Source organism: Pseudomonas sp. R84 (assembly GCF_009834515.1).
Taxonomy (GTDB): domain Bacteria; phylum Pseudomonadota; class Gammaproteobacteria; order Pseudomonadales; family Pseudomonadaceae; genus Aquipseudomonas.
The window spans coordinates 2,616,999-2,642,638 of sequence record NZ_CP019426.1; the positions used below are offsets into that span (position 1 = coordinate 2,616,999).

At 58.9% G+C, this 25,640-nt stretch carries 17 protein-coding genes; 7 read left to right on the top strand and 10 right to left on the bottom strand.

From position 1 onward, the window contains the following. Window positions 1–82: 82 nt before the first annotated feature. Complete coding sequence (locus tag PspR84_RS11790; protein WP_160060076.1) at window positions 83–961, top strand: LysR family transcriptional regulator; 879 nt, start codon at window positions 83–85, stop codon at window positions 959–961. Window positions 962–987: 26 nt separating this feature from the next. Here PspR84_RS11790 and PspR84_RS11795 read toward each other — a convergent pair whose 3' ends face one another. Together PspR84_RS11795 and PspR84_RS11800 are read right to left on the bottom strand one after the other, a co-directional pair. Next, complete coding sequence (locus PspR84_RS11795; RefSeq protein ID WP_160057377.1) at window positions 988–2,553, bottom strand: aldehyde dehydrogenase (NADP(+)); 1,566 nt, start codon at window positions 2,551–2,553, stop codon at window positions 988–990. Then, window positions 2,550–3,188, bottom strand: coding sequence for an isochorismatase family cysteine hydrolase (locus tag PspR84_RS11800; RefSeq protein WP_160057378.1), 639 nt, complete (start codon window positions 3,186–3,188; stop codon window positions 2,550–2,552). Before PspR84_RS11800 ends, PspR84_RS11795 begins: the two co-directional genes overlap by 4 nt. Window positions 3,189–3,286: 98 nt before the next feature. Here PspR84_RS11800 and PspR84_RS11805 point away from each other — a divergent pair, with 98 nt between their 5' ends. Further along, window positions 3,287–3,784, top strand: coding sequence for a helix-turn-helix domain-containing protein (locus PspR84_RS11805; RefSeq protein WP_160057379.1), 498 nt, complete (start codon window positions 3,287–3,289; stop codon window positions 3,782–3,784). A gap of 6 nt (window positions 3,785–3,790) precedes the next feature. On the opposite strand, the gene PspR84_RS11810 is transcribed toward PspR84_RS11805, so the two are convergent. Together PspR84_RS11810 and PspR84_RS11815 are read right to left on the bottom strand one after the other, a co-directional pair. After that, window positions 3,791–4,414 carry a glutathione S-transferase gene (locus PspR84_RS11810; protein WP_160057380.1) on the bottom strand — a complete coding sequence of 208 codons (624 nt, stop codon included), beginning with the start codon at window positions 4,412–4,414 and terminating at the stop codon, window positions 3,791–3,793. A 100-nt stretch (window positions 4,415–4,514) separates the two neighbouring features. After that, a complete protein-coding gene (locus tag PspR84_RS11815) occupies window positions 4,515–5,930 on the bottom strand; it encodes a cytosine permease (RefSeq protein ID WP_160057381.1) in 1,416 nt (471 codons plus the stop codon). Between the two features lie 234 nt (window positions 5,931–6,164). Between PspR84_RS11815 and PspR84_RS11820 the strand changes: the two genes are divergently transcribed. Further along, window positions 6,165–7,076, top strand: a complete 912-nt coding sequence (locus PspR84_RS11820) for a LysR family transcriptional regulator (protein ID WP_160057382.1) — start codon at window positions 6,165–6,167, stop codon at window positions 7,074–7,076. A gap of 18 nt (window positions 7,077–7,094) precedes the next feature. Here PspR84_RS11820 and argE read toward each other — a convergent pair whose 3' ends face one another. From argE to PspR84_RS11850, 6 genes are all read right to left on the bottom strand, one after another. Next, a complete protein-coding gene (gene argE, locus PspR84_RS11825) occupies window positions 7,095–8,243 on the bottom strand; it encodes an acetylornithine deacetylase (RefSeq protein WP_160057383.1) in 1,149 nt (382 codons plus the stop codon). Beyond that, a complete protein-coding gene (locus PspR84_RS11830; protein ID WP_160057384.1) occupies window positions 8,240–8,917 on the bottom strand; it encodes a DUF1028 domain-containing protein in 678 nt (225 codons plus the stop codon). The genes argE and PspR84_RS11830 overlap by 4 nt, the downstream gene beginning before the upstream one ends. A 120-nt stretch (window positions 8,918–9,037) precedes the next feature. Next, window positions 9,038–9,454 (bottom strand): RidA family protein, encoded by a 417-nt coding sequence (locus PspR84_RS11835; protein WP_099758743.1) that lies wholly within the window; start codon window positions 9,452–9,454, stop codon window positions 9,038–9,040. Between the two features lie 58 nt (window positions 9,455–9,512). Beyond that, on the bottom strand, window positions 9,513–10,832 hold the full coding sequence (locus tag PspR84_RS11840; protein ID WP_160057385.1) for an NAD(P)/FAD-dependent oxidoreductase: 1,320 nt from the start codon (window positions 10,830–10,832) through the stop codon (window positions 9,513–9,515). A 206-nt stretch (window positions 10,833–11,038) separates the two neighbouring features. After that, window positions 11,039–11,305, bottom strand: a complete 267-nt coding sequence (locus PspR84_RS11845; RefSeq protein ID WP_160057386.1) for a DUF4880 domain-containing protein — start codon at window positions 11,303–11,305, stop codon at window positions 11,039–11,041. A gap of 63 nt (window positions 11,306–11,368) precedes the next feature. Then, window positions 11,369–12,187: an alpha/beta hydrolase gene (locus tag PspR84_RS11850; protein ID WP_160057387.1), complete on the bottom strand. Its 819-nt coding sequence runs from the start codon at window positions 12,185–12,187 to the stop codon at window positions 11,369–11,371. A 180-nt stretch (window positions 12,188–12,367) separates the two neighbouring features. Here PspR84_RS11850 and PspR84_RS11855 point away from each other — a divergent pair, with 180 nt between their 5' ends. From PspR84_RS11855 to PspR84_RS11870, 4 genes are all read left to right on the top strand, one after another. Beyond that, window positions 12,368–12,817 (top strand): helix-turn-helix domain-containing protein, encoded by a 450-nt coding sequence (locus tag PspR84_RS11855; RefSeq protein WP_160057388.1) that lies wholly within the window; start codon window positions 12,368–12,370, stop codon window positions 12,815–12,817. Window positions 12,818–13,011: 194 nt separating this feature from the next. Next, entirely contained in the window at window positions 13,012–14,718 is a 1,707-nt protein-coding gene (locus tag PspR84_RS11860; protein ID WP_160057389.1) for a ShlB/FhaC/HecB family hemolysin secretion/activation protein, read from the top strand. Window positions 14,719–14,742: 24 nt separating this feature from the next. Beyond that, window positions 14,743–25,269, top strand: coding sequence for a DUF637 domain-containing protein (locus PspR84_RS11865; RefSeq protein ID WP_160057390.1), 10,527 nt, complete (start codon window positions 14,743–14,745; stop codon window positions 25,267–25,269). Further along, entirely contained in the window at window positions 25,253–25,561 is a 309-nt protein-coding gene (locus tag PspR84_RS11870; RefSeq protein WP_160057391.1) for a hypothetical protein, read from the top strand. The genes PspR84_RS11865 and PspR84_RS11870 overlap by 17 nt, the downstream gene beginning before the upstream one ends. Window positions 25,562–25,640 lie beyond the last annotated feature (79 nt).

The following is a 25,640-nucleotide window of genomic DNA, read 5'->3' on the forward strand; positions in this document are numbered from 1 at the left end:
CGGATGAGCCTAGAGTAGAGTGGTGTTTGTTTTCTGGAAACTGAATAATAAAGATCGTTTCTTTCACGATTGGAGAATGAATGTGGATCTGGTGCAGCTGGAAATCTTCAAAGCCGTTGCCGAACACGGCAGCATCAGCGCCGCCGCCGCGCAGATCCATCGCGTGCCGTCGAACCTGACCACGCGGATCAAGCAACTTGAGCAGGATTTGGGCGTTGATCTGTTTATTCGCGAGAAAAGCCGTCTGCGTTTGTCCCCGGCGGGGTGGAGTTTTCTTGAATACGCGCGGCGCATTCTCGATCTGGTGCAGGAGGCTCGGGCCACGGTGGCGGGGGAGGAACCGCAGGGCGCGTTTCCGTTAGGTTCGCTGGAAAGCACCGCGGCGGTGCGCATCCCCGAACTGCTGGCGGCGTACAACCAGTTGCACCCGAAAGTCGATCTCGATCTGTCCACCGGACCGTCCGGCACGATGATCGACGGCGTGCTGTCCGGGCGTCTGGCTGCAGCGTTTGTCGACGGCCCGGTGCTGCATCCAACACTGGAAGGCGTGCCGGCGTTCGAGGAAGAAATGGTCATCATCGCCCCGATCAACCACCCGCCCGTGAAGCGCGCAGCGGACGTAAACGGCGAGAATATTTATGCCTTCCGCTCCAACTGCTCCTACCGTCACCACTTTGAAAAATGGTTCAGCACCGACGCCGCTGTGCCGGGCAAGATTTTCGAAATGGAGTCCTACCACGGCATGCTCGCCTGTGTCAGCGCCGGCGCCGGTCTGGCGCTGATGCCGCGCAAAATGCTGCAGAGCATGCCCGGGAGTGCGACCGTCAGCGTCTGGCCATTGGCGGCGGATTTTCGCTATCTGACCACCTGGCTGGTGTGGCGACGGGGCACGGTGTCGCGCAGTTTGAGCATGTTTGTGCGCTTGCTGGAAGAGCGCGGGGTCGTGCGCGCAGATGCATGATCGCGTCTGCCGCGCACTGGCTCCTGTTATTGCCCGTCGACGCTGCGCGGCAGATTCAGCGGATTACCTTCGCGCAACACTTGCGGCAACAACTCATCCGGAAAACCCTGATAAGCCACGGGCCGCAAGAAGCGTTCGATCGAGGTCATGCCGACCGAAGTGAAGCGGCTGTCCGATGTGGCCGGAAAAGGGCCGCCGTGCACCGTAGCAAAGGTCACTTCCTGTGGGTGGGCGAAGGCGTTGACCACGATGCGTCCGGTGCGCCGTTCCAGAATCGGCAGCAGGCGCCGCGCCAATTCCAGATCGACACTTTCAAGGTGAATCGCCGCGCTGAGCTGACCCTTGAATGAGCGGGCGACCGCCAGCAGTTCGGCTTCATCGTTGACCGCCACCAGCAGCGCCGACGGGCCGAAAACTTCATGGGCCAACCCCGGCTCGCTGAGCAATTGGTGTCCCTCGACTTCCAGCAACGCAGCACGTCCGGCGAATGTGGCATTGGCCGGTGTGCCTGCCGCGATCACCTGCGCGCCGGCACTTTTCATCACCATCAAGCCCTCGACGTAGGCGCCATGAATGCCCGGCGTCAGCATCGTCCGCGCCGGTGCCGCGCTGACCCGTTTGCGCATGGCGCTGCGCAGCTCTTCAAACCCGGCACCACGGATGGCAATCAGGATCGACGGACACAAACAGGCCTGACCGACGTTGACCAGCATGCGCTCGATAAAGCCGTCGCCGATCTCGGTGCCGCGAGCCGCCATGGCCTCGGGCAGGATGAAGGTCGGGTTGACGCTGGTCATTTCGGTGAATACCGGGATCGGATCGGGGCGCAATTGCGCGCGGCGATAGAGCGCCATGCCGCCCTGTTCAGATCCGGTAAACGTCACAGCCTTGATCAGCGGATGATCGACCAGCGCTTCGCCAATGGCATTGCCGCCACCACGCACCATCGAGAAAACACCTTCGGGCAAGCCATGGGCCTGCACGGCTTTACGAATGGCGCGGGCCTGGATTTCCGAGGCGCCGGGATGCGCGTTGTGTGCCTTGAGAATCACCGGTGCCCCGGCCGCGAGTGCCGACGCGGTATCGCCACCCGCCACCGAGTAGGAGATCGGGAAGTTGCTCGCGCCGAAAATCGCCACCGGGCCAATGGCGATTTTTTGCAGGCGATGATCCATCCGTGGGCGCGGCTGACGCTCGGGTTGCGCCGGGTCGATGGCCAATTGCAGAAAGCGGCCCCGGCGCACCACATCGGCGAACTGGCGGAACTGGGTTGCCGCTTTCGCGGCTTCGCCTTCGAGCTGGGCTTGCGGCAGTCCGGTTTCCAGTGCGGCGCGTGCAGATAGTTCGCGGCGTACTTCATCGAGATTGTCAGCGATGCTTTCGAGGAACGCCGCGCGTTCGGCCAGCGAGGTGTGGCTGTAGCGGTCAAACGCTGCATCGGCGAGTGTTGCAGCCTGATCAACTTGTGCGGCACCGCCGAAGGCGAAGTCGGGTTCGATCAACTGATCAGTGGCCGGATTCAGCGCTTTCATCGTGCCTGCGGTGGCGGCGACATCCGCCGCGCCGATCAGCAAATGGCCGGACAGATTCATTGCGCTTCACCTTGGGATTGGAGGTTGGCAATCAGTTCGTCAGTGTTGGCAATCACGTGAGCGAATGTCGGGCCGTTGAGCTCGTGGGCGGCGTGCATCATTTCTGCTTTGAAGGCCGCTGTTGCATCGCGTACGAGGGTGACGTGGTAGCCCAGTTCCGAGGCATAGCGCGCGGTGGCTTCGATGCAGGTGTTGGCCAGCAGGCCGACGATGATCACGTGGGTGACGCCTTGCTGCTTCAGGCGAAAATCCAGGTCAGTGTTGGCGAAACCACTCGAACCCCAGTGTTCCTGAACCACGATATCGCCGTCCTTCGGGGCGAAATCAGGGTGCCATTCACCGCCCCATTCTCCGCGGGCAAAGTGGTGCATGTGCATGATCTTGCATTGGGTCGGGGTAGGGTGGTCCCAGCTTTCGTAGTCGCCTTTTTCCCAGCGATGATGGGGTACGATGACCACCGGCATTTTCAGCTCGCGCACGGTGCGGTCGAGTTTGCGCAGGTTATCGAGCAGGCCATTCTGTTCGGCCATGGGTTTGATCAAAGGGAAAATTTTGCCGCCGTCCGACAGAAAATCGTTATACGGATCGACCAGCAGGTAGGCGGTTCTGTCCAGCGGATAGGGGGTATTCGACATGGCGGCTTGCTCCGGCATTGGGATTATCGGTGCGCAGGGCTTGTCCCGGCATCGTGTAGATATGATAATCATAGTAACTGTAAAAGAGGCAAGCCCTGATGGCAGTAAACAATAGTCTTCCTGACACGCTGTGCCCGATCTCCCGGGCCGAGACGATCGTCGGCGACCGCTGGACGGTGCTGGTTTTGCGCGAGTTGTTCATGGCCAATCATCGCTATGACGAAATCCAGGCGCAGACCGGCGGTACGCCGCAAATGGTTGCCGCGCGTCTGAAATGTCTGGAAGCGGATGGGTTGGTCGAACGACGCTTGTATAACGAGCGGCCGAAACGCTACGAGTATCACCTCACCGCGAAAGGCGAGGCGTTCTATCCGGTGATCATCGCGTTGCGGGCTTGGGGTGAGACCTGGTGCAAAGCACCGGAGGAAGGGCTGGCAGTGAACATGACCCACAAAAACTGCAACCACGACGCCGGCCTCGGGCCGCTGTGCGATCACTGTGGCGAACCCTTGCGTCGGCAAGATCTGATCAGCCAGCCACAAGCAGCCTACGCCGCCGAACGACAGGCGCGGCGTGAGGCATTCAAAGGCAAATGATCTCTATCACGGCGTGCCGTTGCGACCGTGCAGCACGTAGCCGGGACGCAGGCTCAAGCGTTCGTAATAGGCTTTCACTGCGGCAAAATCCGGGTGAGCCAGTGGCGTTTCGAACCAGCGGTTCACCGACAGCCCGATGGGAATGTCCGCCAGGGAAAACTGCTCGCCGCTGACGTAAGCGCCGGTCTTTTCCAGTTGCCGGTCGAGGATGGCCATGTTTTTCGACCATTGCTCAATCCCGACCGCCAGCGTGGCATTGTCCTGATAGTCGGGCGACTGACGCACCAGTGACATGAAGGCGTACGACCACGAACGATTCAGCTCCGACGCTTGCCAGTCGATCCACTGATCAATCCGCGCTCGAGCCATCGGCTCCGTCGGATAAAACTGCGCGCCGTCATAGCGCGACACCAGATAACGAATGATCGTGTTCGATTCCCATAGCGTGAAATCCCCGTCCTGAATTACCGGCACCATGGCACAGGGATTGAGCACTAGAAACTCCGCATCGTTGGTCGATTTGAAGCCCGACCCCCAGTCTTCGCGCTCGAAAGGAATGTGCAATTCAGCGCAAGTCCACAGCACTTTGCGCACGTTGATCGATGAGGCTTTACCGAGTATTCGCAGCATTGGATTTCCCTTTCCCCAAAGTCGTCAGGCTTGAAGAAGTACCATACCGAAATAAAGAAGGCCCGCACTAGGCGGGCCTTGGTTTTTCATCGGGACAATCTCACAGACTGCTCGCCAGTTTCCCGCCCATCATCCGCCGACGATAGGAGGTGTCCCGATTGGCCAGCCAGAAATACAACGGCGAGGTCACCAGCAGTCCCACCAGCCACGACAGATCCGCGCCGTTGATGTGCGCCGACACCGGGCCGACGTACAGCGGCGTGTTCATGAACGGGATCTGCACGGCGATACCGATCGCGTAGGCCAGCAGGGCTTGCGGGTTGTACCGGCCGTAAATACCGCCATCGACCTGGAAGATCGACTGGATGTCGTACTGGCCTTTGTGGATCGCGTAGAAGTCGATCAGGTTGATCGCCGTCCACGGCACCAGCACCACCAACAACACCAGCACCATGTCGACGAAGTGGCCGATGAAGTCTTTCGAGGCGCCAACGGCGGCAAAGCAGCAGGCCAGCAAGACGATGATCGAGATCACCGCGCGGCTCTTGGCGGTGGGGATCCAGCGATAGGCGAAGGTCTGCACCAGGGTGATCAGCGACAGCACCGCGCCGTACAGGTTGAGAGCGTTGTGACTGATCACGCTGAGCAGGAACAGCACCAGCATCAGCGGGCCGATGGAGCCAGTGGCGAGTTTGACCGCGTCCATGGTGTCCATGCCCACCGGCGTCGCCAGCACTGCGACGGCACCGAAGATGAACGCCAGACTCGACCCCAGCGCCGACCCCAGGTACGTGGTCCAGAACGTCGACGAGACTTTCACGTCCGCCGGCAGGTAACGCGAATAATCAGACACGTAAGGCGCAAACGCGATCTGCCACAAAGCCGCCAGCGACACCGTGGCGAGCCAACCGGAGAGGTTGAAGCTGCCACGAGTGAGGAAATCATCGGTCTGAATATGCGTGAAGATATAGCCGAAACCGACGACGATGCCGATCCCCAACACCCACGTGCCGATGCGGTTGAGCACGTGGATAAAGCGGTAGCCGATGATGCCGATGACTCCCGAACCGACTGCGCCAATGACGATGCCGACCGGCACAGGAACGCTGTCGACCACGCCATGCAGCGACTTGCCGGCCAGCACGATGTTGGAGGCGAAAAAGCCGATGTACATGACGCCGGCAATCAACACCACCAGCAACGCACCGAGGGAGCCGAACTGCGCGCGGCTCTGGATCATTTGCGGGATGCCCATTTGCGGGCCTTGCGCCGAGTGCAGCGCCATCAGTACGCCGCCAACCAGATGGCCGACCAGAATCGCGACGATGCCCCAGAGCAGATTCAAGTGAAACAACTGCACGCCCAGCGCACCGGTGACGATGGGCAACGGCGCGATATTGCCGCCGAACCAGAGCGTGAACAGATCCCTGACCTTTCCGTGGCGATCTTCGTGGGGCACGTATCCTATCGTGTGTTTTTCAATCAGCGGAGCGGAGGATGCTGCAGGGGTAGCCATGACGAACTCCAAGGCAAGGATGAGTACGTGGACGTACTTCGGCAAGCGCCGGCACGGGCGGCGCATTTCTTGTTGAAGTGATCATGTGCAAAGCGTCGGGATAGATAAATTAGTAAGTTTGTTGCTTCAGACCTTAAAAAAAATATGCTTCGACGGATGCGCGCGTCCGGTATGTTCAAACCTGATCGTGCGCCAGGGAACAGGGCGAACACTCGCGCTCTTCGGGAGACTCACATGGCTGCCTACAACCTGCGTCAGCTCAAATACTTCGTCACCACGGCCGACTGCGGCAGCGTCGCCGAAGCCTCGCGCAAGCTGTACATCGCGCAGCCGTCGGTCTCCACGGCCATCAAGCACCTGGAGGAAAGCTTCGGCGTGCAGTTGTTCATCCGCCATCACGCTCAAGGCGTCTCTCTGACGCCCAGCGGTTCGCGGTTCTATCGCAAGGCGCTGGAGCTGCTGCGCGTGGCTCACGAATTCGAGCAGAACGCGCTGGCCGACAATGATGTGGTCGCGGGGCAGATCGATATCGGCTGTTTCGAAACCGTTGCTCCGCTGTACCTGCCGCGTCTGATCGCCGGGTTCAAGGCGCGTTGGCCGGGGGTGGAAATCCGCATTCGTGATGGCGAGCAACAAGAACTGGTGCAGGCCCTGACCGCTGGCAGCATCGACGTGGCGATGCTGTTCGAACACGATCTGGACAGCACTATCGAAACTGCGCCGCTGATGCCGCCGCAACAGCCTTACGCGTTGCTGCCGGCCAGCCACCGCTTCGCGCAACAGGCGAAAGTCTCGCTGGATGATCTGGTGCTGGAACCGATGATCCTGCTCGACGTGGTGCCGAGCCGCACCTATTTCGTGAGTATCTTCGAAGAGCGCGGGCTGACGCCGAACATCGTCTTCAGCTCACCGTCGATCGAGATGGTGCGCGGCATGGTCGGCAATGGTTTCGGCTTTTCGATTCTGGTGACCAAACCGTTCAGCGACTACACCTACGACGGTCAGCAAGTCGTCTGTGTGCCGCTGGCGGAAAACGTCACCGGTTCGGGCTTGTCGGCGGCCTGGTTGCGTCGTGTGCAATTGACCAAACCGGCGCAGTTGTTTGTCGATCATTGCCGCGAAGAACTGGCCCGAGAGCACCCGTGAGGGCGGTCGGGCCAGGGTTCAAGCTCTGATAAACGCAAGCATGCGCTGGAGCATCTGATCGCAAGCCTGCAACTGATCGAGGCTGACAAACTCATCGGGTTTGTGGCCCTGATCCATGCTACCGGGCCCGCAGACAACGGTCGGAATGCCGACAGCATCAAACAGACCGCCTTCAGTTCCGAACGCCACAGTGCCGAAATCCTTCGAACCGCAAAAAGCCGAAATCAACTCGGCGGCCTGACTTTGCGCATCAGTGGCCAACCCCGGATACGCCGACAAGGCGCTGAAGCGAATATCACTCTGCGCACTGACCGCTCGCATACGCGGTAGCACTTCGCGCTCGGCATAGGCTTGCAGCGCTTCGGCAACGAGGATCGGGTCCTGTGAGGGCAGGGCGCGGATTTCGAAATCGAAACGGCAATCGGTCGGGACGATATTCAAGGCTTTGCCGCCGCTGATCACACCGGTCTGCACCGTGCTGTAGGGCGGATCGAAGCGCGCATCGTGATGCTCCGGCGCTTTCAACTGCTGGCCGAGGCGGCCCAGTTCAGCGATCAGTTCGGCGGCGTATTCAATCGCGTTGACCCCGAGCGGGGCATAGGCCGAATGGCACGGATGGCCATGCACATCGCAGCGCATTGCCAGTTTGCCCTTGTGGCCGAGCACCGGTTTCAGTTCGGTCGGCTCGCCGATGATGCACAGCAACGGTTTGATCGGACGTTGCTGCAAGACCTTGAGCAGCGAACGTACTCCGAGGCAGCCGACTTCTTCGTCATAGGACAAGGCAATGTGCACCGGCATGCGCAGCGGCGTTTTAACCAGTGACGGCACCAGGGCGAGCACGCAGGCGATATAACCCTTCATGTCTGCGGTACCGCGCCCGAATACTTTGCCGTCGCGTTCCGTCAGTTCGAACGGCGGCAGCGTCCACGGCTGGCCATCGACCGGCACCACATCGGTATGCCCGGACAGCACAATGCCCGGTTGATCCACCGGGCCGATCGTGGCGAACAGGTTGGCTTTGCTGCGCTCATCGTTATAGATCAGCGCGCACGGCACGTCGAAACCCGCGAGGTAATTGCGAACGAATTCGATCAACTGCAAGTTGGATTCACGGCTGGTGGTGTCGAACGCCACCAACGCTTTGAGCAACTCGACGCTGTTCATCGGTTATCACCGGCCACGCCATAACCCGGCGCTTTGGCCGGATCGAGGGCGCGGTCGATGTAGTCCTGAAGCTGCGGCTCGTAGGCATCCCAGAGCTTTTGCAACTGACCGATCGGGTCTTCATCAGCCCAGTCGACGCGCAGGTTGACGATCGGCCAGGTCTGTTCGCCGACTACCACGACAGCGGCCGAATGCACCGGGCCGGCTTCGCCACCGAGTGCTTGCGCGGCGTGCAGGGCTTGGAGCAGGCGATCAGCGAGTTGACCTTCGCCGCCCTCAAAGGCACTGACCATCGCTTCGATGACCGAACGCCCGGCGAGCATGTTGCCAGCGGCGACGCACTGTTCGCCGCTGACGGCGTTGTGTATGCCGAGGGTTTGCGCACCGCTGAAATGTGCGGTCTGGCCGAGGTGGTTGATCGCGGTGATCTGACGGTACTGGCTGTAGCCGTTGCGCGTGAGGACTTTGTCCAGCGCATCGTCGGGTGCCAGGCCTTGTTCCATCAAAGCGAGGACTTCCGGGCCGAGGGACGGCAGAGTGATGTTCTGGCTCGACACCGCGCCAACACCCGGCAGCAGCCACGGGCAGCGCGCGCCGACGGCGATGCTGGAGGAACTGATGGCGACACCGAACTGGCCGGTTTCCGCGCAGCGGGCTGCGATTGAAAAGGTCATCTAATGAACTCCTTGTGTGTCTGGGCTGGCCTCTTCGCGAGCAGGCTCGCTCCCGCAATGCAATGCATTCCAAATGTGGGAGCGAGCCTGCTCGCGAAGGCCGCGACTCGGTGTGATGCCTTACTCAGGAATCACCGCAATCACATCAATCTCCATCAACCACTGCGGCTGCCCCAGCGCCGACACCACCAGTCCGGTTGAAATCGGGAACACACCCTTGAGCCATTTGCCGACTTCGCCATACACCGCTTCGCGATAACGCGGGTCGATCAGGTACGTCGTGGTCTTGACGATATGACTCATGTCGCTGCCGGCTTCTTCGAGCAGTTGCTTGACGTTGCGCATCGCTTGTTCAGCCTGCGCGCGCGGATCGCCAAGACCGATCAGATTGCCGTCGAAATCAGTGCCGACCTGACCGCGCACATACACCGTGTTGCCGGCGCGCACGGCCTGGCACAAATCGTTGTCCAGCGTCTGGTTGGGGTAGGTGTCTTTGGTGTTGAACATGCGGATGCGAGTGTGGGTTGGCTGGCTCATTGAGCGCTCCTGAAGAAGGTTTGCCCCGGCGCCATCGGCGCCGGTACGAAAAGGGACATCAAGCGTCGACGGTGTCGGTAGCTTTGCTGTGGGTGTTCTGGTGCAACTCCGCTTCACGCTGCTCGGCATCGCGGTAGTCCAGATACTTGCGCTGGGTGGCGATGTGATCGGCGACGTGTTTGGCGTCGTGCCAAACACCCCAGATAAACGACGAGCCACGACGCGACTGCCACGGCAGACCAAGGAAATACACCCCCGGCTCACTCGACACGCCACGCTGATGCACAGGCTTGCCCTTGTCGTCGAACGCGGCGACTTGCAGCCAGGAGTAATCCACGGCGAACCCGGTGGCCCAGATGATCGAGGTCACGCCAGCCTTGGCCAGATCGAGATCGGCCAATGGGTTTTTCACGCACTCGGGATCCGGATAGGTTTCGCGCGCTTCCGGTTCTTCCGGCAGATCGAGGCCGTTACGCTCGATGTAGGCATCGGCAGCATCCAGCAGCGCCAGGTAGTTTTCGTCGCCGCGAGTAAGGTTGCCGACGAGGTCCTGCTTGAAACTCACCACGCCTTTATTGAACGACTCGGTAACGCCAACCAGGGTCATGCCGCGATGGGCCAGACCACGGAAATCGATGGTGCGACCGCCATGGGCACCACTGACTGCGATGGTCACGTGCTCGCGACCGGGTTTCATCGCCGCTTGATCCCACTCGCCGAGCACACCCAGCCACCAGCAGAAATCCCGGTTGCGATAAGCGCGAGGCGGGCGGTCGTGAGCGCCGACCGACAGGTAAACCTGCTTGCCGCTACGTTGTAGCTCATCGGCGATCTGCACACCGGAAGAACCGGCACCGACCACCAGCACCGCGCCTGCCGGCAATTGCTGCGGGTTGCGGTAGTCGGCGGAGTGGATTTGCAGCAGACGTTCGTCTTGCGGGGCAATCGCCGGGATCACCGGTTTCTGGAACGGCCCGGTCGCGGCGACTACGCGGTTGGCTTCGATTACACCTTCGGAGGTCTCGACGGTGAAACCCGGGCGACCGACATTGCGCACCACGCTTTTCACCTCAACACCGGTGCGGATCGGTGCATTGAATTTCTTCGCATAGGCTTCGAAGTAGTCGGCTACACGTTCTTTCGGGGCGAAACCGTCGGGATCGACGTCATCGAATTCCAGGCCCGGGAAGCGGTCGTGCCACGCCGGGCCGTTGGCGACCAGCGAGTCCCAGCGCCCGGTGCGCCAGCGTTCGGCGATGCGATTGCGCTCCAGCACAAGGTGCGGCACGCCGAGTTTGCTCAGGTGCTCGCTCATGGCGACGCCTGCCTGGCCGGCACCCACGATCAACGTGTCTGTTTTTATTATTTCAGGGGTCATCTCTACATCCTTCCTAGCAAGGCAGTGGGATTCGGGCCGCTGTTGGCTTGTCCGTTTGGCTTGAGGTCAGACTAGGGAGAGGGGGGATATCGGTAAAATATTATTAAGCTGGGATGTGAAGATAAAATTCTGATGCAGAGGGGCGAAAGCCTTGAACCATGCGGGCTACAGCTTTGCAGGCGGGAAGGTCGGGGTGAACCTGACTCTTAAATTTCACGCTTGCGCTCAAGCGCCAGACCATGACCGGTGAGGAGTTTTTTCGCCGTCTCGGGTTCATCCGGCAATTGGCCGCTGAGATCCCAGATCTCGAGCATTTTGGCGTATTCGAAAGCGTGGCGCGGGTCGAGTTGTACCCAGCGCTGGAAATCCTGGCGTACAGCCGGCGAACACTCATCATCGTGCAGACGCATGCACCAATCGGCGGCTTGCAGAGAGATGTCTTCGTCCATTTCGTTGCGGTCGGAAGGGGTCATTGAACGAGGGTAACAAAAAAGTCCGTCAAGCCGATGCCGACGGACTTTTTTAATGCCGAATTTTCAGCGTTTGAGAAACGCTAGCAAATCCTCATTCAAGGCCTGCGCATGTGTCACCGCAAAGCCGTGTGGCGCTCCTGCGTAGACCTTCAACTCGGCGCCTTTGATTTGTGCAGCAGCCTGTTTGCCGGTGGTTTCGAGCGGCACGATCTGATCGCCGTCGCCATGGATCACCAGCGTCGGTACATCGATTTTCGCCATGTCCGGACGGAAGTCGGTTTCCGAGAACGCGGTTACGCAATCCACCGTGCCTTTGAGCGACGCTAGCAGGGCGACATTCAGGGTTTGTGTGAGCACGCCGTCAGATACTTTCTGGCCCTGATTGGTGCCATAGAACGGCGCAGCGAAATCCGCAATGAACTGCGCGCGATCCTGCAGCAGGCCGGCCTTGATGCCGTCGAACACCGAGGTGTCGACGCCCTGCGGGAAATCGGCTTTCTTGCCGAACAACGGCGTCACCGCGCCCAGCAACACCAGCCCGGCGACCCGCTCGCTGCCATGTCGGGCGATGTAGCGGCTGACGTCGCCGCCGCCCATCGAGAAGCCCACCAACGTCACGTCGCGCAGGTCCAGATGATTGATCAGTTGCGCGATGTCATCGGCGAAAGTGTCGTAGTCATAACCGGTCCACGGCTGGTCGGAACGACCGAAACCGCGGCGATCGAAGGCAATGGTGCGATAGCCACGGCTGCTCAGGTATTCCATCTGGTATTCCCACATGTCGGCATCCAGCGGCCAGCCGTGGCTGAACAGCACGGGTTTACCGCTGCCCCAATCCTTGTAGTAGATATCGGTGCCGTCTTGCGTGGTGAAGGTGCTCATGGAAACTCCTGCTTCGGGGTTCATTGCCGAAATGGCGGCATTCACTATCAGCGCAAAGCGCTCCGGCTACTTGTATGCAGGTGCTGGTTTTGCGTCGGTCCAGTCGTGAACGTGTCCTGGAGTTGTATGATGCAACTGAGAGCCGCGAGGCCAATCGACGAATGCATGGAGTACTCCTACGTGAAACGCAAAAGTTTGCAGGGCAATGCCTGCCCGGTGGCCCGGACGCTGGACCTGATCGGCGACTGGTGGTCACTGCTGATCATTCGTGACGCGCTGGACGGGATTCGCCGTTTCAATGATTTTCAGAAGAGTCTGGATATCGCCAAGAACATGCTCAGCGCGCGCCTCAAAGGGCTGGTGGAGCAGGGGATCCTGCAAGCGCTGCCTGCGGCCGATGGCGGCGCGTATAAGGAATACGTGCTGACTGAGCGCGGCAAAGCCTTGCAGACGGTGATCGTCGCGCTGTCGCAGTGGGGTGGTGAATTCATGTATGCGCCGGGTGAGCCGGGTTCGGTGATGGTCGATGCGAAGAATCGTCAGCCGATTCGCAAGCTGACCTTAACGGCGGCCGATGGCCGCGTGCTGGCCCCCGAGGACGTCGCCACACGACTGGGTGTTGAACACTGAAAGGCGGGGCTGCTTGACTGAGTCACCCGCTGCCGCCAGATCAATGAAAACGGGCCCTCGCTGCACCGAAACCGGTCGTACATTCCTCGATACAAACCCGACAAGCGGTCGACACGATTGTTTGACGTCAAAATGATGGCCATCTAATATCGCGCCACTATTTTGATGTCACTTTTCGTCTCGAGGGATCGAACATGTCCTCACCCGCCCTCGTGGCGAGGTTGTGCGTAGCGTTGCTGTGCCTGTCTCCACTTCAGATTGCCGTCGCCGCTCCGACTCCCGGTGACACCGACCTTATCCGTGACCGGCAGAACCGCTTGCTCGAAGAGCAGCAGCGGCGCCTCGAAGAACTCAAGGATCTGCCCGGCAAGGACGCCAGGCCTGCGCAACCGGCAGCCCCCAACGATACCCGCTGTTTCCCGATCAAAGACATCGAACTCAAAGGTGCCGACAGCCTTTCCGAGCGCGACAAGACTCGCCTGCTCAAACCCTATATCGGTGAATGCCTCGGTGTGCCGCAGCTCAACGAACTGCTCAAAGTCATCACCGATCACTACATCGAGAAAGGTCTGGTCACCAGCCGCGCTTACTTGCCACAGCAGGATCTGTCCAGCGGGCACCTGCAAGTGCTGGTGGTCGAAGGCAAGCTCGAAGGCATGAAAGGCGCGGAAAACAGCCGGCTCTCGGAGCGGGAACTGGCCATGGCCTTTCCCGGCAAAACCGGTGAACTGGTCAACCTGCGCGAGATCGAGCAAATGGTCGATCAGCTCAACCGTCTGCCATCGAATCAGGCAAAAATGGAGCTGGCGCCCGGCCAGAACGTCGGTGGCAGCAAAGTGTTGGTCACCAACACCCCGCAGAAGCCATGGCGAGTCGGGCTGTCGCGCAACAACGACGGTCAGCGCAGCACCGGTGAGCAGCAATGGGGCACGACTTTTGATTGGGATAGCCCGCTTGGCCTGGCGGATCAGTTGAGCCTGCGCGGCGGTCACGATGCGATGACTGACCATCAACACACCTCCAATAACGCCATGCTCAATTACAGCTTGCCATGGGGTTGGTGGACATTTGGCTACACGTACAGCCAGAGCGAGTACCGCTCGCAAATCGCCGCCAATGGCTACAACTTCAAACAGACCGGCGACAGCGAAAACCATCAGTTGCGCGCCGAGCGGGTGATCCATCGCGACGCCGTCAGCAAAACCTCGCTCAGCGCTGGCCTGTCGTACCTGCGCACCAACAACTTCATCGAAGACAGCAAACTCAAACTGAGCAGCAACCGCATCAGCGAAGCACAATTTGGCTTCAACCACGGTCGCCGTGTCGGCAGTGCCTTCGTCAACTTTGACGCGGGCATGCAGGAAGGCATCGGCGCCTTCGACGCACAGGGTAGCCATGACCCCGGCCCCGGCGAGCCGAATGCGCGCTACCGCAAATACACCGCGACCCTGAGCTATCTGCAGCCCTTCAAAGTGTGGGGCGAGTCGTTCAGTTTCAGCAGTTTGATGACCGGTCAACGCAGTGAAGACGTGTTGTTCAGCTCACAGCGCACCAGTCTCGGCGGATCGTCGTCGATCCGTGGCTACAAGGATCAATCGCTGTCCGGCGACAGCGGCGGCTACTGGCGCAACGACCTGCGCTGGAGCCGTCCGGTGACTGCCGAGTGGCTGCAACCGGTGTTCGCCGAGTACGGCACCAGCCTCGGTTACGACCAGGGCGTGATCCAGAACAATCAGTACAACGGCAATCAGCATGGGCGCATGTCGAGCAACTCGCTGGAACTGTTCACCCGTGGCCAGCACGTCGCCGCCAGCGTGACGTTTGCCCATTCCCTGGAACGACCGGACGCGCTGACCGAGCGTGAAGCACCGATCTATTTCCGCCTCGATTTTTTTATCTAAAAACAACTTTTCGAGATCATCGACATGGATGTTCGTCAGTTCGCCTTCCTTGCAGACCAACCTTCTGCGGCCGTGAAAACACGTGAGTCTTTTTTGGGCATGCCCAAACGCGGGTTGGCGTTCCTGTTGGCGAACGTGATGTTCTGGCAACCGATGTGGGCGCAGGCTGACGGCATTGTCGTAGCCAACCCCAACACCTCGCTGGATCGCGCCGGCAATGGCGTGCCGATCATCAACATCGCAACGCCCAACGCCAGCGGCCTGTCGCATAACCAGTTCCACGACTATAACGTCGGTGCGCAGGGGCTGATCCTCAACAACGGCTCCACGCAGAATAACGTCACCCAATTGGGCGGGCACATCGTCGACAACCCGAACCTGAAGAACAGCGGTTCGGCGCAAGCAATTCTCAATGAAGTCATCAGCGGAAACCCGAGCCAGTTGCGCGGGTACACGGAAGTGGCGGGGCAGTCGGCGCGTGTGATTGTCGCCAACCCGTATGGCATCACCTGCAACGGTTGCGGCTTCATCAACTCGCCTCGAGTGACGCTGACCACTGGCAAACCGGTGCTCGACAACGGCCGGCTGGATCGCTTTCAGGTTGATCAGGGCTCGGTGGCCATCGAGGGCGCCGGGCTTAACGCCAGCAACGTCGACCGTTTCGAAATCATCACCCGCAGCGCGAAAATCAACGCACAGATTCAGGCACAGAACCTGGCCATCGTCGCAGGTCGCAACGACGTCAATGCGCAAACCCTCAACGCCACCGCACGCGTTGAGGACGGCAGCAGCAAACCGCAGCTGGCCATCGACTCCTCGGCACTCGGCGGCATGTACGCCGGGGCGATCAAACTGGTCGGCACCGAAGCCGGGGTCGGGGTGAAACTCGACGGCAAACTGATCGCCAGCGGTGGCGACATCCAGCTTGATGCCAATGGGCAACTGAGTCTGGTCGATACCTCGGCCACCGGCGCGGTCAACGTCAAAGCCGCCAGCCTCGATGCGCGCGGTCCGGTCTATGCGGGGACCGCACTGAACGTGCAAACCCAAGGTGATCTGAATAACCGGCAAAGCCTTGCGGCCCGCGACAACATCACACTCAGTGCTGGCGGCCGCTTGACCAACAACGGTGTGATTGAAGCCGGCATCAATGCTGATGGCAGTCGCAATGCTACGGGGGATTTGAGCCTGACCGCGCAGAACCTCGATAACACCGGCAAGAGCCTGGTGGCGAGCCGCTATTTGGCGGTCAACGCTGCGACCCTGAACAACCGCAGCGGTTCGCTCAGTGCACAAGCCATCGCCATGGGCGGCGGGACTGTAGACAATCGCAGCGGCCAGATTCTTGGCGATCTGGGCCTCAACATTGATCTGAGCGGGGCGCTGGACAACCGTGACGGCATGCTCGGGTCCGGACGGTCAGTGAGCTTCAAAGCGGCCGGTCTAGATAACCGCGATGGCGGCGTGGTGGTCAGCGATGGCGGCCTTACGGTGCGTGTCAGCGGATTGCTCGACAACCGCAACACAGGCGAGATCTCGGCCAAGGGCGCAACGTCTGTGAGCGGGCGCACACTGAACAACAGCGGCGGCATCCTCAGTGGCCTCAACGGTCTGGTGATTACTCTTGATGATGCACTGACCAACGCCACGGGTGTCATCAGCAGTGAAGGCACGCTGACCCTCAATGCCGGGCGTATCGATAACAGCACCGGCAATCTGAGCAGTGCCGGCATGCTCACGATCACCAGCGCGGGAGCGTTGCTCAACCGGGCCGGTTCGATCAGCACCGACAGCGCATTGGCCATCAACAGCGCAAGTCTGGACAACAGTCAAAAAGGCCTGATCATCGCTAAACAGAACAGCCGGATTGATACCGGCCTGTTCGACAACAGCAACGGTCAACTGCTCGGGCAACAAGGCTTGACGCTACGCATGGCGCAAGCATTGAACAACGTCAAAGGGGTAATTTCCGCCGCCGCCGTGGACAGCCACAGCGCCAGCCTCGATAACCATGAAGGTCTGATCAGCAGTCGCGGTGTGTTGCTGTTGGCTACCGACAAAACGCTGGATAACCAGCTGGGCACAGTGATTGCCGACGGTCAGCTCACGCTCACGGTCGGTGTTCTCGACAACCGGGTCGGCAACATCGCCGGCAAATCGGACGTCAGCGTGCAGGCACCGAACGTCTATAACCAGAAAGGCAAGTTGATCGCCACCGGCGTGCTCAAACTGAACGCCGCTCAACTGGATAACCGCCAGAGCGGTCTGTTGGGTTCGACCAAAGCCATGACCCTGACTGTGGGTGAACTGGATAACCGCGGCGGTGAAATCAGCACCAACAGCGATCTGCTGCTCACCGGTAAAAAACTCGACAGCAGTGACGGCGGCAAGGTCTTCACCGGCAAAGCCTTGACGCTGACTGTCGATGACGTGCTCAACCGCAATAAAGGCCTGATCGATGCGGGCACGTTGTTGACGCTGAGATCGCGCACCCTGGCCAACAACGGCGGTGAATTGCGCAGTCAGCAAACCATGCTCCTGACCGCCATCGAAGCCCTTGATAACACCCAGGGCAAGGTCAGCAGTGAAGCGACATTGACGGTCGACACCGCGCAGATGACCAACGCTCAGGGCAGTCTTTCCAGTGCCGCCGATTTGAAGCTGGTCAGCCGTGACGGCGTTGATAACCAGGGCGGCAAGGTTGTTACCGACGGTGCACTGGTCATTGAAAGTGGCAGCCTCGACAATCGCCAGCACGGCACGCTCAGCGGTAAAGGTGCAGTCACGGTTACTACCGGCGCCTTCGATAACAGCAACGGTCTGCTCAGCAGTGCCGACACCCTGAACCTCGTCGCCGCTCAGGTCACCAATGCCGGTGACGGCAGTATCGGCAGTCAAGGTGCTTTGACGGCTTCGGTTACAGGACTCGATCAACAGGGCGGCAAGCTGTTCAGCAACACGCGCCTGAGTCTGGATTTGAATCACGGTCAGCTGAACAATGGTGGTTTGATCAGCGCCCCTGGCACTCTGCTGCTCAAACAACTCAACGGCATCAACAACCAGGGCGGTACGATTTCCAGCGCTGAAGCCTTCACGCTGACCGCGCAAAGTCTGGATAACGGCAACGGCAATCTTTTGAGCAATCAGGGGCTGATCCTGCGCATTGCCGCAGCGCTGGATAACGTCAAAGGCATGATCGGCGCCGCATCGATCGATGCCCGCGCCGCCAGCCTGAACAACAGCGGCGGTAACCTGATCAGCCGTGGCGGCCTGGAACTCACGGTCGATGGCCTGCTGCGTAACGATGCCAAAGGCTTGATTAGCGCCGCGCAGGCGCTGCACATCGACAGTGCCGAACTGAACAACCGCGACAGTGGCTTGATCAACAGCAAAGGCAACCTGACGCTGAGGGCGACCGGTCTCGATTCCAGCAATGATGGCGAAGTCTCCAGCAATGGCGACATAGACCTGACGCTGACCTCGCTGACGCAGAACGGCGGGCGACTGCTGGGTGACAGATCGATCACACTGGATCTGGCCAACGGCGACCTCGACAACCAGAACGGTCAGCTCACCGCCAAAGGTCCGCTGACCCTCCAGCGTCTGCGCGACCTGCGCAACCAGAATGGCGAACTCTCGAGCAATCTCGGTTTCGATGTGATCGCCAGAGCGGTGAACAACAGCGCCGGCAAAATCATCAGCGGTGAAAAACTGCTCGTGCGCGGCTCGAACCTGATCAACCAGAAAGGCCTGATGTCCGGCTGGCAAGGGCTCATCGTCAACGGTAACAGCCTGGACAACCGCGACAGCGGCACGCTGTCCAGCAAGTACGCCGATGTCAGCGTAGATTTGACGGGCGCGCTGCTCAACAGTGGCGCGGGTGCTGTGGTCGCTCAGGGCAATCTGAGTATCAACGCTGACAATGTCGATAACAGCAACAAAGGTAATCTCAGCAGTGGGGCGGGGCAGACCCTGACGTTGGCCGGTGCGCTTGATAACAATCAGGGCGGCCTGATTGCCAGTGGCGCGGCGCTGGATATCGTCAGCACGGCATTCAGCAATATCGGCGGTGTGATCAATGCACAGCAGGTCTTCAATGCCACGGCATCGAGCCTCGATAATCGTGGCGGAAAGATCGCCAGCAACAATGCTATCAACCTCAACCTGAGCGGTGACCTGAACAACAACGCCGGTAAACTCGCTGCTGCCGGTCCGCTGCTGATCAAGGGCGTAACCGATCTGCACAACCAGAACGGCCAACTCGCCAGCCAGAAAACCCTGGACCTGCGCACGGGTTCGCTGGACAACAGCAACAAGGGCACCGTCGCCGCCAATGACCAGTTGCTGATCACCGCCACTGGCGCCGTCAGCAACAATGCCGACGGCCTGATCTACAGCCAGAAAGCCGATGTGCAACTGAAAGCGGCAAGCTTGCTCAACGCTAAAGGCTCGATCCAGAGCGACAGCGCGCTGACGCTGGAGATCAGCGGCGATTTCGACAACCAGAGCGGCAAAGTCATCGCCCAGAATGGCGATGTGCTGATCAAAGCCGCCAACATCGATAACCGTGGCGGCACACTCGCCAGCATCAAAGGTGCACTGGAAGCACGCACGGTTGGTGTTCTGCGCAATGGTTTCGACCTGAACAACAACCGTCAGGGCGGCATCATTCAGGCACAGGGCCTGACGCTGTCGGCACTGGCCGGCCTGAACAACAACGGCGGGCGGATCTCGGCGCAAGCGGCAGACAGCAGCATCACCACGGCGGCGCTGGACAACGGCGCTGGGGTGCTTTACGCGAAAGGGCTGCTGGGTGTTACCGCCGCAAGCCTCGATAACAGTGGCGGCCAGATCGCCGCCGAGCGTATCGACTTCGGCCTCAGTGGTGCGCTGCGCAATGGCACGGGCGTCATCGAAAGCAACAGCCAACTGAGCGTCAAAGCCGCCAGCGTCGACAACCAGAACGGTCGCCTGCGCTCCCTGGGCACCTCCGGCAAGACCGAATTTCAGCTCGGCGGCTTGCTCGACAACCGTAATGGCGTACTGGAAACCGCCAACACTGACATGACCCTCGCGGTCGGTAGCTTCCTCAATGCCGGGGGGCAACTCAACCACGTCGGGCGCGGCAAGTTCGATATCTCTACGGCCAATGTGCTGGGGGCCGGCGGCAGCATCGTGACCGGCGGCCTGCTGGAGCTCAATGCAGATACCTGGAACAACACCAGCACGATTCAGGCCGGTCGCCTGAACGTTAACGTGCGCGAGTTCAGCCAGAGCACCAGCGGCAAGCTGCTGGCTTCGGAGTCTCTACAGGCCCGTGGCGGCAATTGGACCAACCACGGTTTGATCGCCAGTGACGGCATTATCGACATGCAGCTGTCGGGCAGTTACGGCGGCAGCGGCCGCTTGACCAGCCAGCGAGGGACCGAACTGTCTGTCGCGCAGATGAACATCGGTGCAGGCGGCAGTTTTGCCGCCGGTGCGACGTCGACCATTCGTGTCGGCGGGCAACTGATCAACTCGGGCCGCATCACGTCCAGTGAAGACCTGACCGTCAACGCTGGCAGCGTTGCCAACTACGGCAGTCTGGGGGCGGCGCAGAACCTGACCATCAACACGCCTTCATTGCTCAACGATCGCGGACTGATTTTCAGCGGCAATGACATGACGCTCGGCGTCAGCACATTGACCAACCAGAACGGTGATTTCTACAGCCTGGGCAATGTAGTCATCGGCGGATATGGCGGTGCGGCGCGGGCTGCCGGGGTCTACAACATTTCCGGCTCGATGGAGAGCGTGGGCGGGTTCACGCTCAATGCCGATGTGTTCGAGAACCGGACTGAAGGCTCGGCGGCTTCGTCTGAGCGCAAGCTGATATCGGGGTATATCGCGGCCAGTTGTGGCGACTGCGTCGGCAGCACTTTCAGCAACTTCCTCACGGCTCGTGAGATTTATGAAAGTGTCGACACTGACGCCAGTGCCTCTGCCGTGCTCAACGTCGGCAAGGATTTTGTGTTTCAGGGTGGTACGTTTCTCAACAGTAAAAGCACGGTGGCGGCCGGTGGCAACATCGATATCAACGCGACGAGTCTGAAGAATATCGGCGCAAAAAGCGGGACTATCGAAGTGACCCGCGAATACGCCTTTGAAATGGGCGCTGGCAGCACAGAAAATTTCATGTCCGACTTTGTTGTGCCGTACAACCAGCACAACAACCCCGACTTTCCGTATGTGTATTACTTGGCCCCTGACGGAGTCGTCCGTAAAGCCATCGCTGAATCCGGCAGTAAAAGGGAAGGCGGGCGAGACGGAGAGACGTTTCGAGTCGTAAGACTCAAAGACAGTGAAACGGGCGAAATCGTCAGTGAGCGCAAATACGGTCGGGCACTGTCCGGGCTGAAGTATGGCTTTGAAACCTCGATGCCATCGCTGTACGACCCCAACAATCTGGTTGCCTTACCGAGTCAACTGGCGCCCTACCAGCAAGGCGATGCCGTTGAGGTAGCCACTGACAGCACCGGCTCCACCGGGACAGTCACCAGTCGCAACGCGGTTATCCAGGCGGGCGGAAAAGTCTCGATCACGGCGACCCGCGAAGTTGAAAACAGTGTTATTCACGAAGACTACAGCTCCAGCGGCGGCACTAATAAAGTGGCCAACACCAACGTCGGCAGCAGCGGCACCACCGTTGTGCGCATCAATAGCCAACTGCCGCCAGACCTCGCGCAGCAGCAAGTCAATCCGCTGAGCTTGCCAGGCTTCTCCCTGCCCACCGGCGAAAACGGGTTGTTCCGTTTGAGCGGGCAGGGCAGCAGCACGGCATCGTCCGGCAATGGATCGGCGCCTACCTGGACGGTGGGCGGTGAAGCGCTCAGCACTCAGGACCATATGGCCGTTGCCACCGGTGGCGGCCCGCGCAACCTGTTTATCGACGCGCCGGCCCAAGTCTCCGACAGCACCCGCGCAGTCGATACATTCCATCGCACGCCCAGCGTCGGCAATGACGCCAAAGACTCGATCGACACCCGCTCGGTGACCCGCGTTACCGGCCTGCCGGACACCAAGGCGCCGTCCAATACGCACAAATACCTGATCGAAACCAACCCGGTACTCACCGACCTCAAGTCGTTCATGAGCTCCGACTACCTGCTGGAAAAACTCGGTTATGACCCCGACCAGAGCGCCAAGCGCCTCGGTGACGGTCTCTACGAACAGCGCCTGATCCAGCAAGCCGTCACTGCGCGCACCGGCCAGGCTTTCATCGATGGCCAGACCTCCAACGAGGGCATGTTCAAGTACCTGATGAACAACGCCATCGCCAGCAAGGATGCGCTCAACCTGTCGGTCGGTGTCGGCCTCACGGCCCAGCAAGTGGCAGCACTGACCCACGACATCGTCTGGCTCGAAGAGCACGAAGTGAATGGCGAAAAAGTGCTGGTGCCGGTGGTGTATCTGGCGCAGGCCAATGGCCGTTTGGGCCCGACCGGGGCGTTGATTGCCGGTAACGATGTGACGCTGATTGCCGGTGAGAACCTGGATAACGTCGGGACGTTGAAGGCGACGAATAATCTGTCGGCCACCGCAAGTAAAGATCTTGTTAACAGTGGATTGATCGAAGCGAACGGACGAGTGGATTTGTTAGCCAGTGAGAATCTGGTGAACAAGGCCGGCGGGATCATCACCGGGGGTGATGTCAGCATGGTGGCTGTTCGTGGCGACGTGATCAATGAGCGAACGATTATCGGAATGGATCGCAGCGGTCTTGATATAACCCAACATCAGGACTACGGCGACTCTGCCGCGCGCGTGGAGGCTGCAAACGATCTGACAATCAAAGCCGGGCGTGACGTAACTATTGCGGGTGGAGTACTGCAGAGTGGGCGTGACATGCTTTTGGATGCCGGGCGGGATGTCAATATTCTGTCGATGGAAGAGCGCTCCTACAAAGGTAACTCTGTAAATTTCAAAGAATCGGTTGATCAGTTGAGCTCTTACGTCGATGCGGGTCGAAATCTTTCAGTGGAAAGTGGCCGAAACATCGCTGTAATCGCAAGTGAAATTACGGCCAAGCAGAATATCTCGATGAGTGCGGGCCAAGATATTCTCTTTGCTTCTGCGGCCGACGAAGAGCACTCGGCCTCGAAAAATCGCAAAATTGTCCGCAAGGAAGATCACGTTGACCAGGTTCAGACGACTGTCGAAGCGGGTGGGAAAATATCCCTTAGCGCTCGGGATGACATGACGCTGATAGCCAGTCGTGTCACCGCCGGCGAAGAGGCTTATTTGATCGCGGGAGATCAGCTCAATTTACTGGCGGCACAGGACAGTGACTATTCTCTATATGACAAAAAGAAAAAGAGTAGCTGGGGTAAAAAGGAAACCAAGCGGGATGAAGTCACCAAGATAACTAATATTGGTACGCAAATTTCCAGTGGCGGCAATTTGACTCTTGTCAGCGCTGGTGATCAGCGCTATCAAGCAGCTGAACTCACCAGTGCAAAAGATCTGTCCCTTTTCAGTGGCGGCTCTATCACTTTTGAAGGCGTCAAAGACCTCAAGCAGGAAAGTCACAATAAAAGCAGCAGCAGCCTTGCTTGGAATTCTGCCAAAGGCAAAGGTACAACCGATGAGACTTTACGCCAGAGTGAATTGACTGCCGAAGGTAACCTGGTCATTCATGCGGTTAATGGATTGACTGTCGATATCAAGCAGTTAGACCAGCACACTATCAGTCAGACAATCGATGTAATGGTCAACGCAGACCCAAAGCTCGCGTGGCTTAAGGATCTGGAAGCTCGCGGGGACGTGGACTGGCGTCTGGTCAAGGAAACGCACGACTCATACCAGTACAGTAGCTCCGGCATGGGGCCCGGTTTGATGCTGGCGGTGCTCATCATTATCACTGTTCTTACTGCAGGTGCTGCCAGTGGTGCTGTAGGGGCAGCCGCAGGTGCAACTGCCGGATCAGGGACCACCATGGCGGCTGCGACTACCGCGCAGGCCGTTGCGGCAGGCGCTCAGTTCACTGCAGCTGGATGGGGTAACGTGATGGCCTCCAGTGTTCTGACATCAATGGCCGGAACTGCTTCAATCAGTTTCATCAATAACCAGGGAGATATAGGTGCTGTCTTCAAAGATCTCCTGGCTGAAGACAATTTGAAGAACTATCTGACCGGGGCTGCAACAGCCGGCTTCACGTCTTCCTTCTTGAATGATTTTTTCGGCGTTCAAGGCATTGAAGTCGTTCAGCCTGAACATGGATTCAACCTTAGTACGCTCGACGGGATGCTGGGCTTTACGGCTTATTCGTTGAGTCAAGGCGCTACTCAGGCAACAATCAGTACTGCTCTGAACGGTGGGGATTTGGGGCGCAATCTAGGCAACGCTTTAGCATCGCAGGCCGGTAACTCGGCCATGGCGATCGGATTCAAACTGGTAGGCGACTACGTCTCTTACCCTGAAGGCAGTCCGCAGAAAATTCTCGCGCACGCCATTATGGGTGGGCTACTTTCGAAAGCGACAGGCAGTGACTTCGCCACTGGTGCGGCTTCGGCAGGGCTCAATCAGGCAATGATAAACGTGCTGGCCAGTATGGCTAATGGCGACAAAAACATTGAAGGCGTGCTTTCTCAACTCACCGGTATTCTGGCTTCATCCGCGGTGGGAGGGGACGTCGACACTGGTGCTCAGATCGCCATGAACGCCACCACGTTCAACCGCCAGTTACACCCGGAAGAGAAGGCTCTGGCACGGCGACTGGCTGCTGAAAGCAATGGCAAGTACACGGTGGAGCAGATTGAAGCTCAGTTGCGATTGTCTTTTGTCAAAGGGACGAAGATCGGCCCAGGCAGCGATATCGTAGCGACTCAAGAAGGTATGTATGATCCCGATGGTAATTGGTTGCCGCTGGGTAATAGTGGACTCTTTGTACAGAACTTCACTGGTAGCGATCATGATGTTGTGGCGTACATACAAGGGAAAACCGACCTCTATTCATGGACACTGGAAGCGGAGATGGGGTTTTCATCAATCGTCAAAGATGGATGGTCTCAGTTCAGTTCTGATGGTTCTGGCGGTCGTGACCGGCTCACTGGGTACCCCATGGATAGCAATGGCGGGTATCGTGTACCCATCACCATCGACGGCAAGAACTACACACCACGGTTTTATCCCTGTGCAACTGCTGAATGCATCGCAACGGGAGGTAATATTGATCTGAAGGATCCACAGACACTCAAGTGGATCAGAGCTGCAAACATTCAAATGGTCAAGGATGTTGGGTATGCGATGAGTTGGGGAGCAGTCATGGGGCCGGCGAAAGCATCGGTAATTTTGTCGAACTCATCAATGGCTGCATCGATGCTCGCGGGATATTTGGACAGTGATCTGCCAAAAACAACCGCCAGTAATATCTTGAGCACAGGGTTTGAGAAATTTCTGGTAGCTAAGGGCATTCCGGCCGTGGATGCGGGAAGGATCTCCAATTACTTAGGAACGCAAGAGGTGTGGGACAATCTTGTAAAGGAAGCGGCTGATGCCTATTCCCATTAAATCAATAATTGCAGCGCTTTTTAAACACCACCACATGGTGGGTGTTGCATTGCTTGTCGCCGCAGTCATAAATGGTTATCTGCAATTCAATGGTAGCTGGGGGCGCTTTTTCACTGTGCTGGCAACCCAGTTATGGTTTGCACAAGGTGTCTATTGCTACTTTCGTGGCGCGGGTATTTCAATCGCCCCGGGTGGGCTGGGCAGAGATGCAGATCCCACCTGGCGAGCCGGTTTGGCGTCTTTTGCTTTCTTTCTATACGCAATATTCTTCTTTTTGGATTACCAGTATTGAATCGTAATAATCGGCCAACTTCCTGCTCTTTCGGGAATGAAGAGGGAAAAATGACTGGGGACAGACCACGTTTAGAAAA

Bases quoted from the DNA above. Each gene is read 5' to 3' on its own strand.
- PspR84_RS11795 (WP_160057377.1), bottom strand. From the start codon at position 2,553: ATGAATCTGTCCGGCCATTTGCTGATCGGCGCGGCGGATGTCGCCGCC.
- PspR84_RS11800 (WP_160057378.1), bottom strand. From the start codon at position 3,188: ATGTCGAATACCCCCTATCCGCTGGACAGAACCGCCTACCTGCTGGTC.
- PspR84_RS11805 (WP_160057379.1), top strand. From the start codon at position 3,287: ATGGCAGTAAACAATAGTCTTCCTGACACGCTGTGCCCGATCTCCCGG.
- PspR84_RS11810 (WP_160057380.1), bottom strand. From the start codon at position 4,414: ATGCTGCGAATACTCGGTAAAGCCTCATCGATCAACGTGCGCAAAGTG.
- PspR84_RS11815 (WP_160057381.1), bottom strand. From the start codon at position 5,930: ATGGCTACCCCTGCAGCATCCTCCGCTCCGCTGATTGAAAAACACACG.
- PspR84_RS11820 (WP_160057382.1), top strand. From the start codon at position 6,165: ATGGCTGCCTACAACCTGCGTCAGCTCAAATACTTCGTCACCACGGCC.
- argE (WP_160057383.1), bottom strand. From the start codon at position 8,243: ATGAACAGCGTCGAGTTGCTCAAAGCGTTGGTGGCGTTCGACACCACC.
- PspR84_RS11830 (WP_160057384.1), bottom strand. From the start codon at position 8,917: ATGACCTTTTCAATCGCAGCCCGCTGCGCGGAAACCGGCCAGTTCGGT.
- PspR84_RS11835 (WP_099758743.1), bottom strand. From the start codon at position 9,454: ATGAGCCAGCCAACCCACACTCGCATCCGCATGTTCAACACCAAAGAC.
- PspR84_RS11840 (WP_160057385.1), bottom strand. From the start codon at position 10,832: ATGACCCCTGAAATAATAAAAACAGACACGTTGATCGTGGGTGCCGGC.
- PspR84_RS11845 (WP_160057386.1), bottom strand. From the start codon at position 11,305: ATGACCCCTTCCGACCGCAACGAAATGGACGAAGACATCTCTCTGCAA.
- PspR84_RS11850 (WP_160057387.1), bottom strand. From the start codon at position 12,187: ATGAGCACCTTCACCACGCAAGACGGCACCGATATCTACTACAAGGAT.
- PspR84_RS11860 (WP_160057389.1), top strand. From the start codon at position 13,012: ATGTCCTCACCCGCCCTCGTGGCGAGGTTGTGCGTAGCGTTGCTGTGC.
- PspR84_RS11865 (WP_160057390.1), top strand. From the start codon at position 14,743: ATGGATGTTCGTCAGTTCGCCTTCCTTGCAGACCAACCTTCTGCGGCC.
- PspR84_RS11870 (WP_160057391.1), top strand. From the start codon at position 25,253: ATGCCTATTCCCATTAAATCAATAATTGCAGCGCTTTTTAAACACCAC.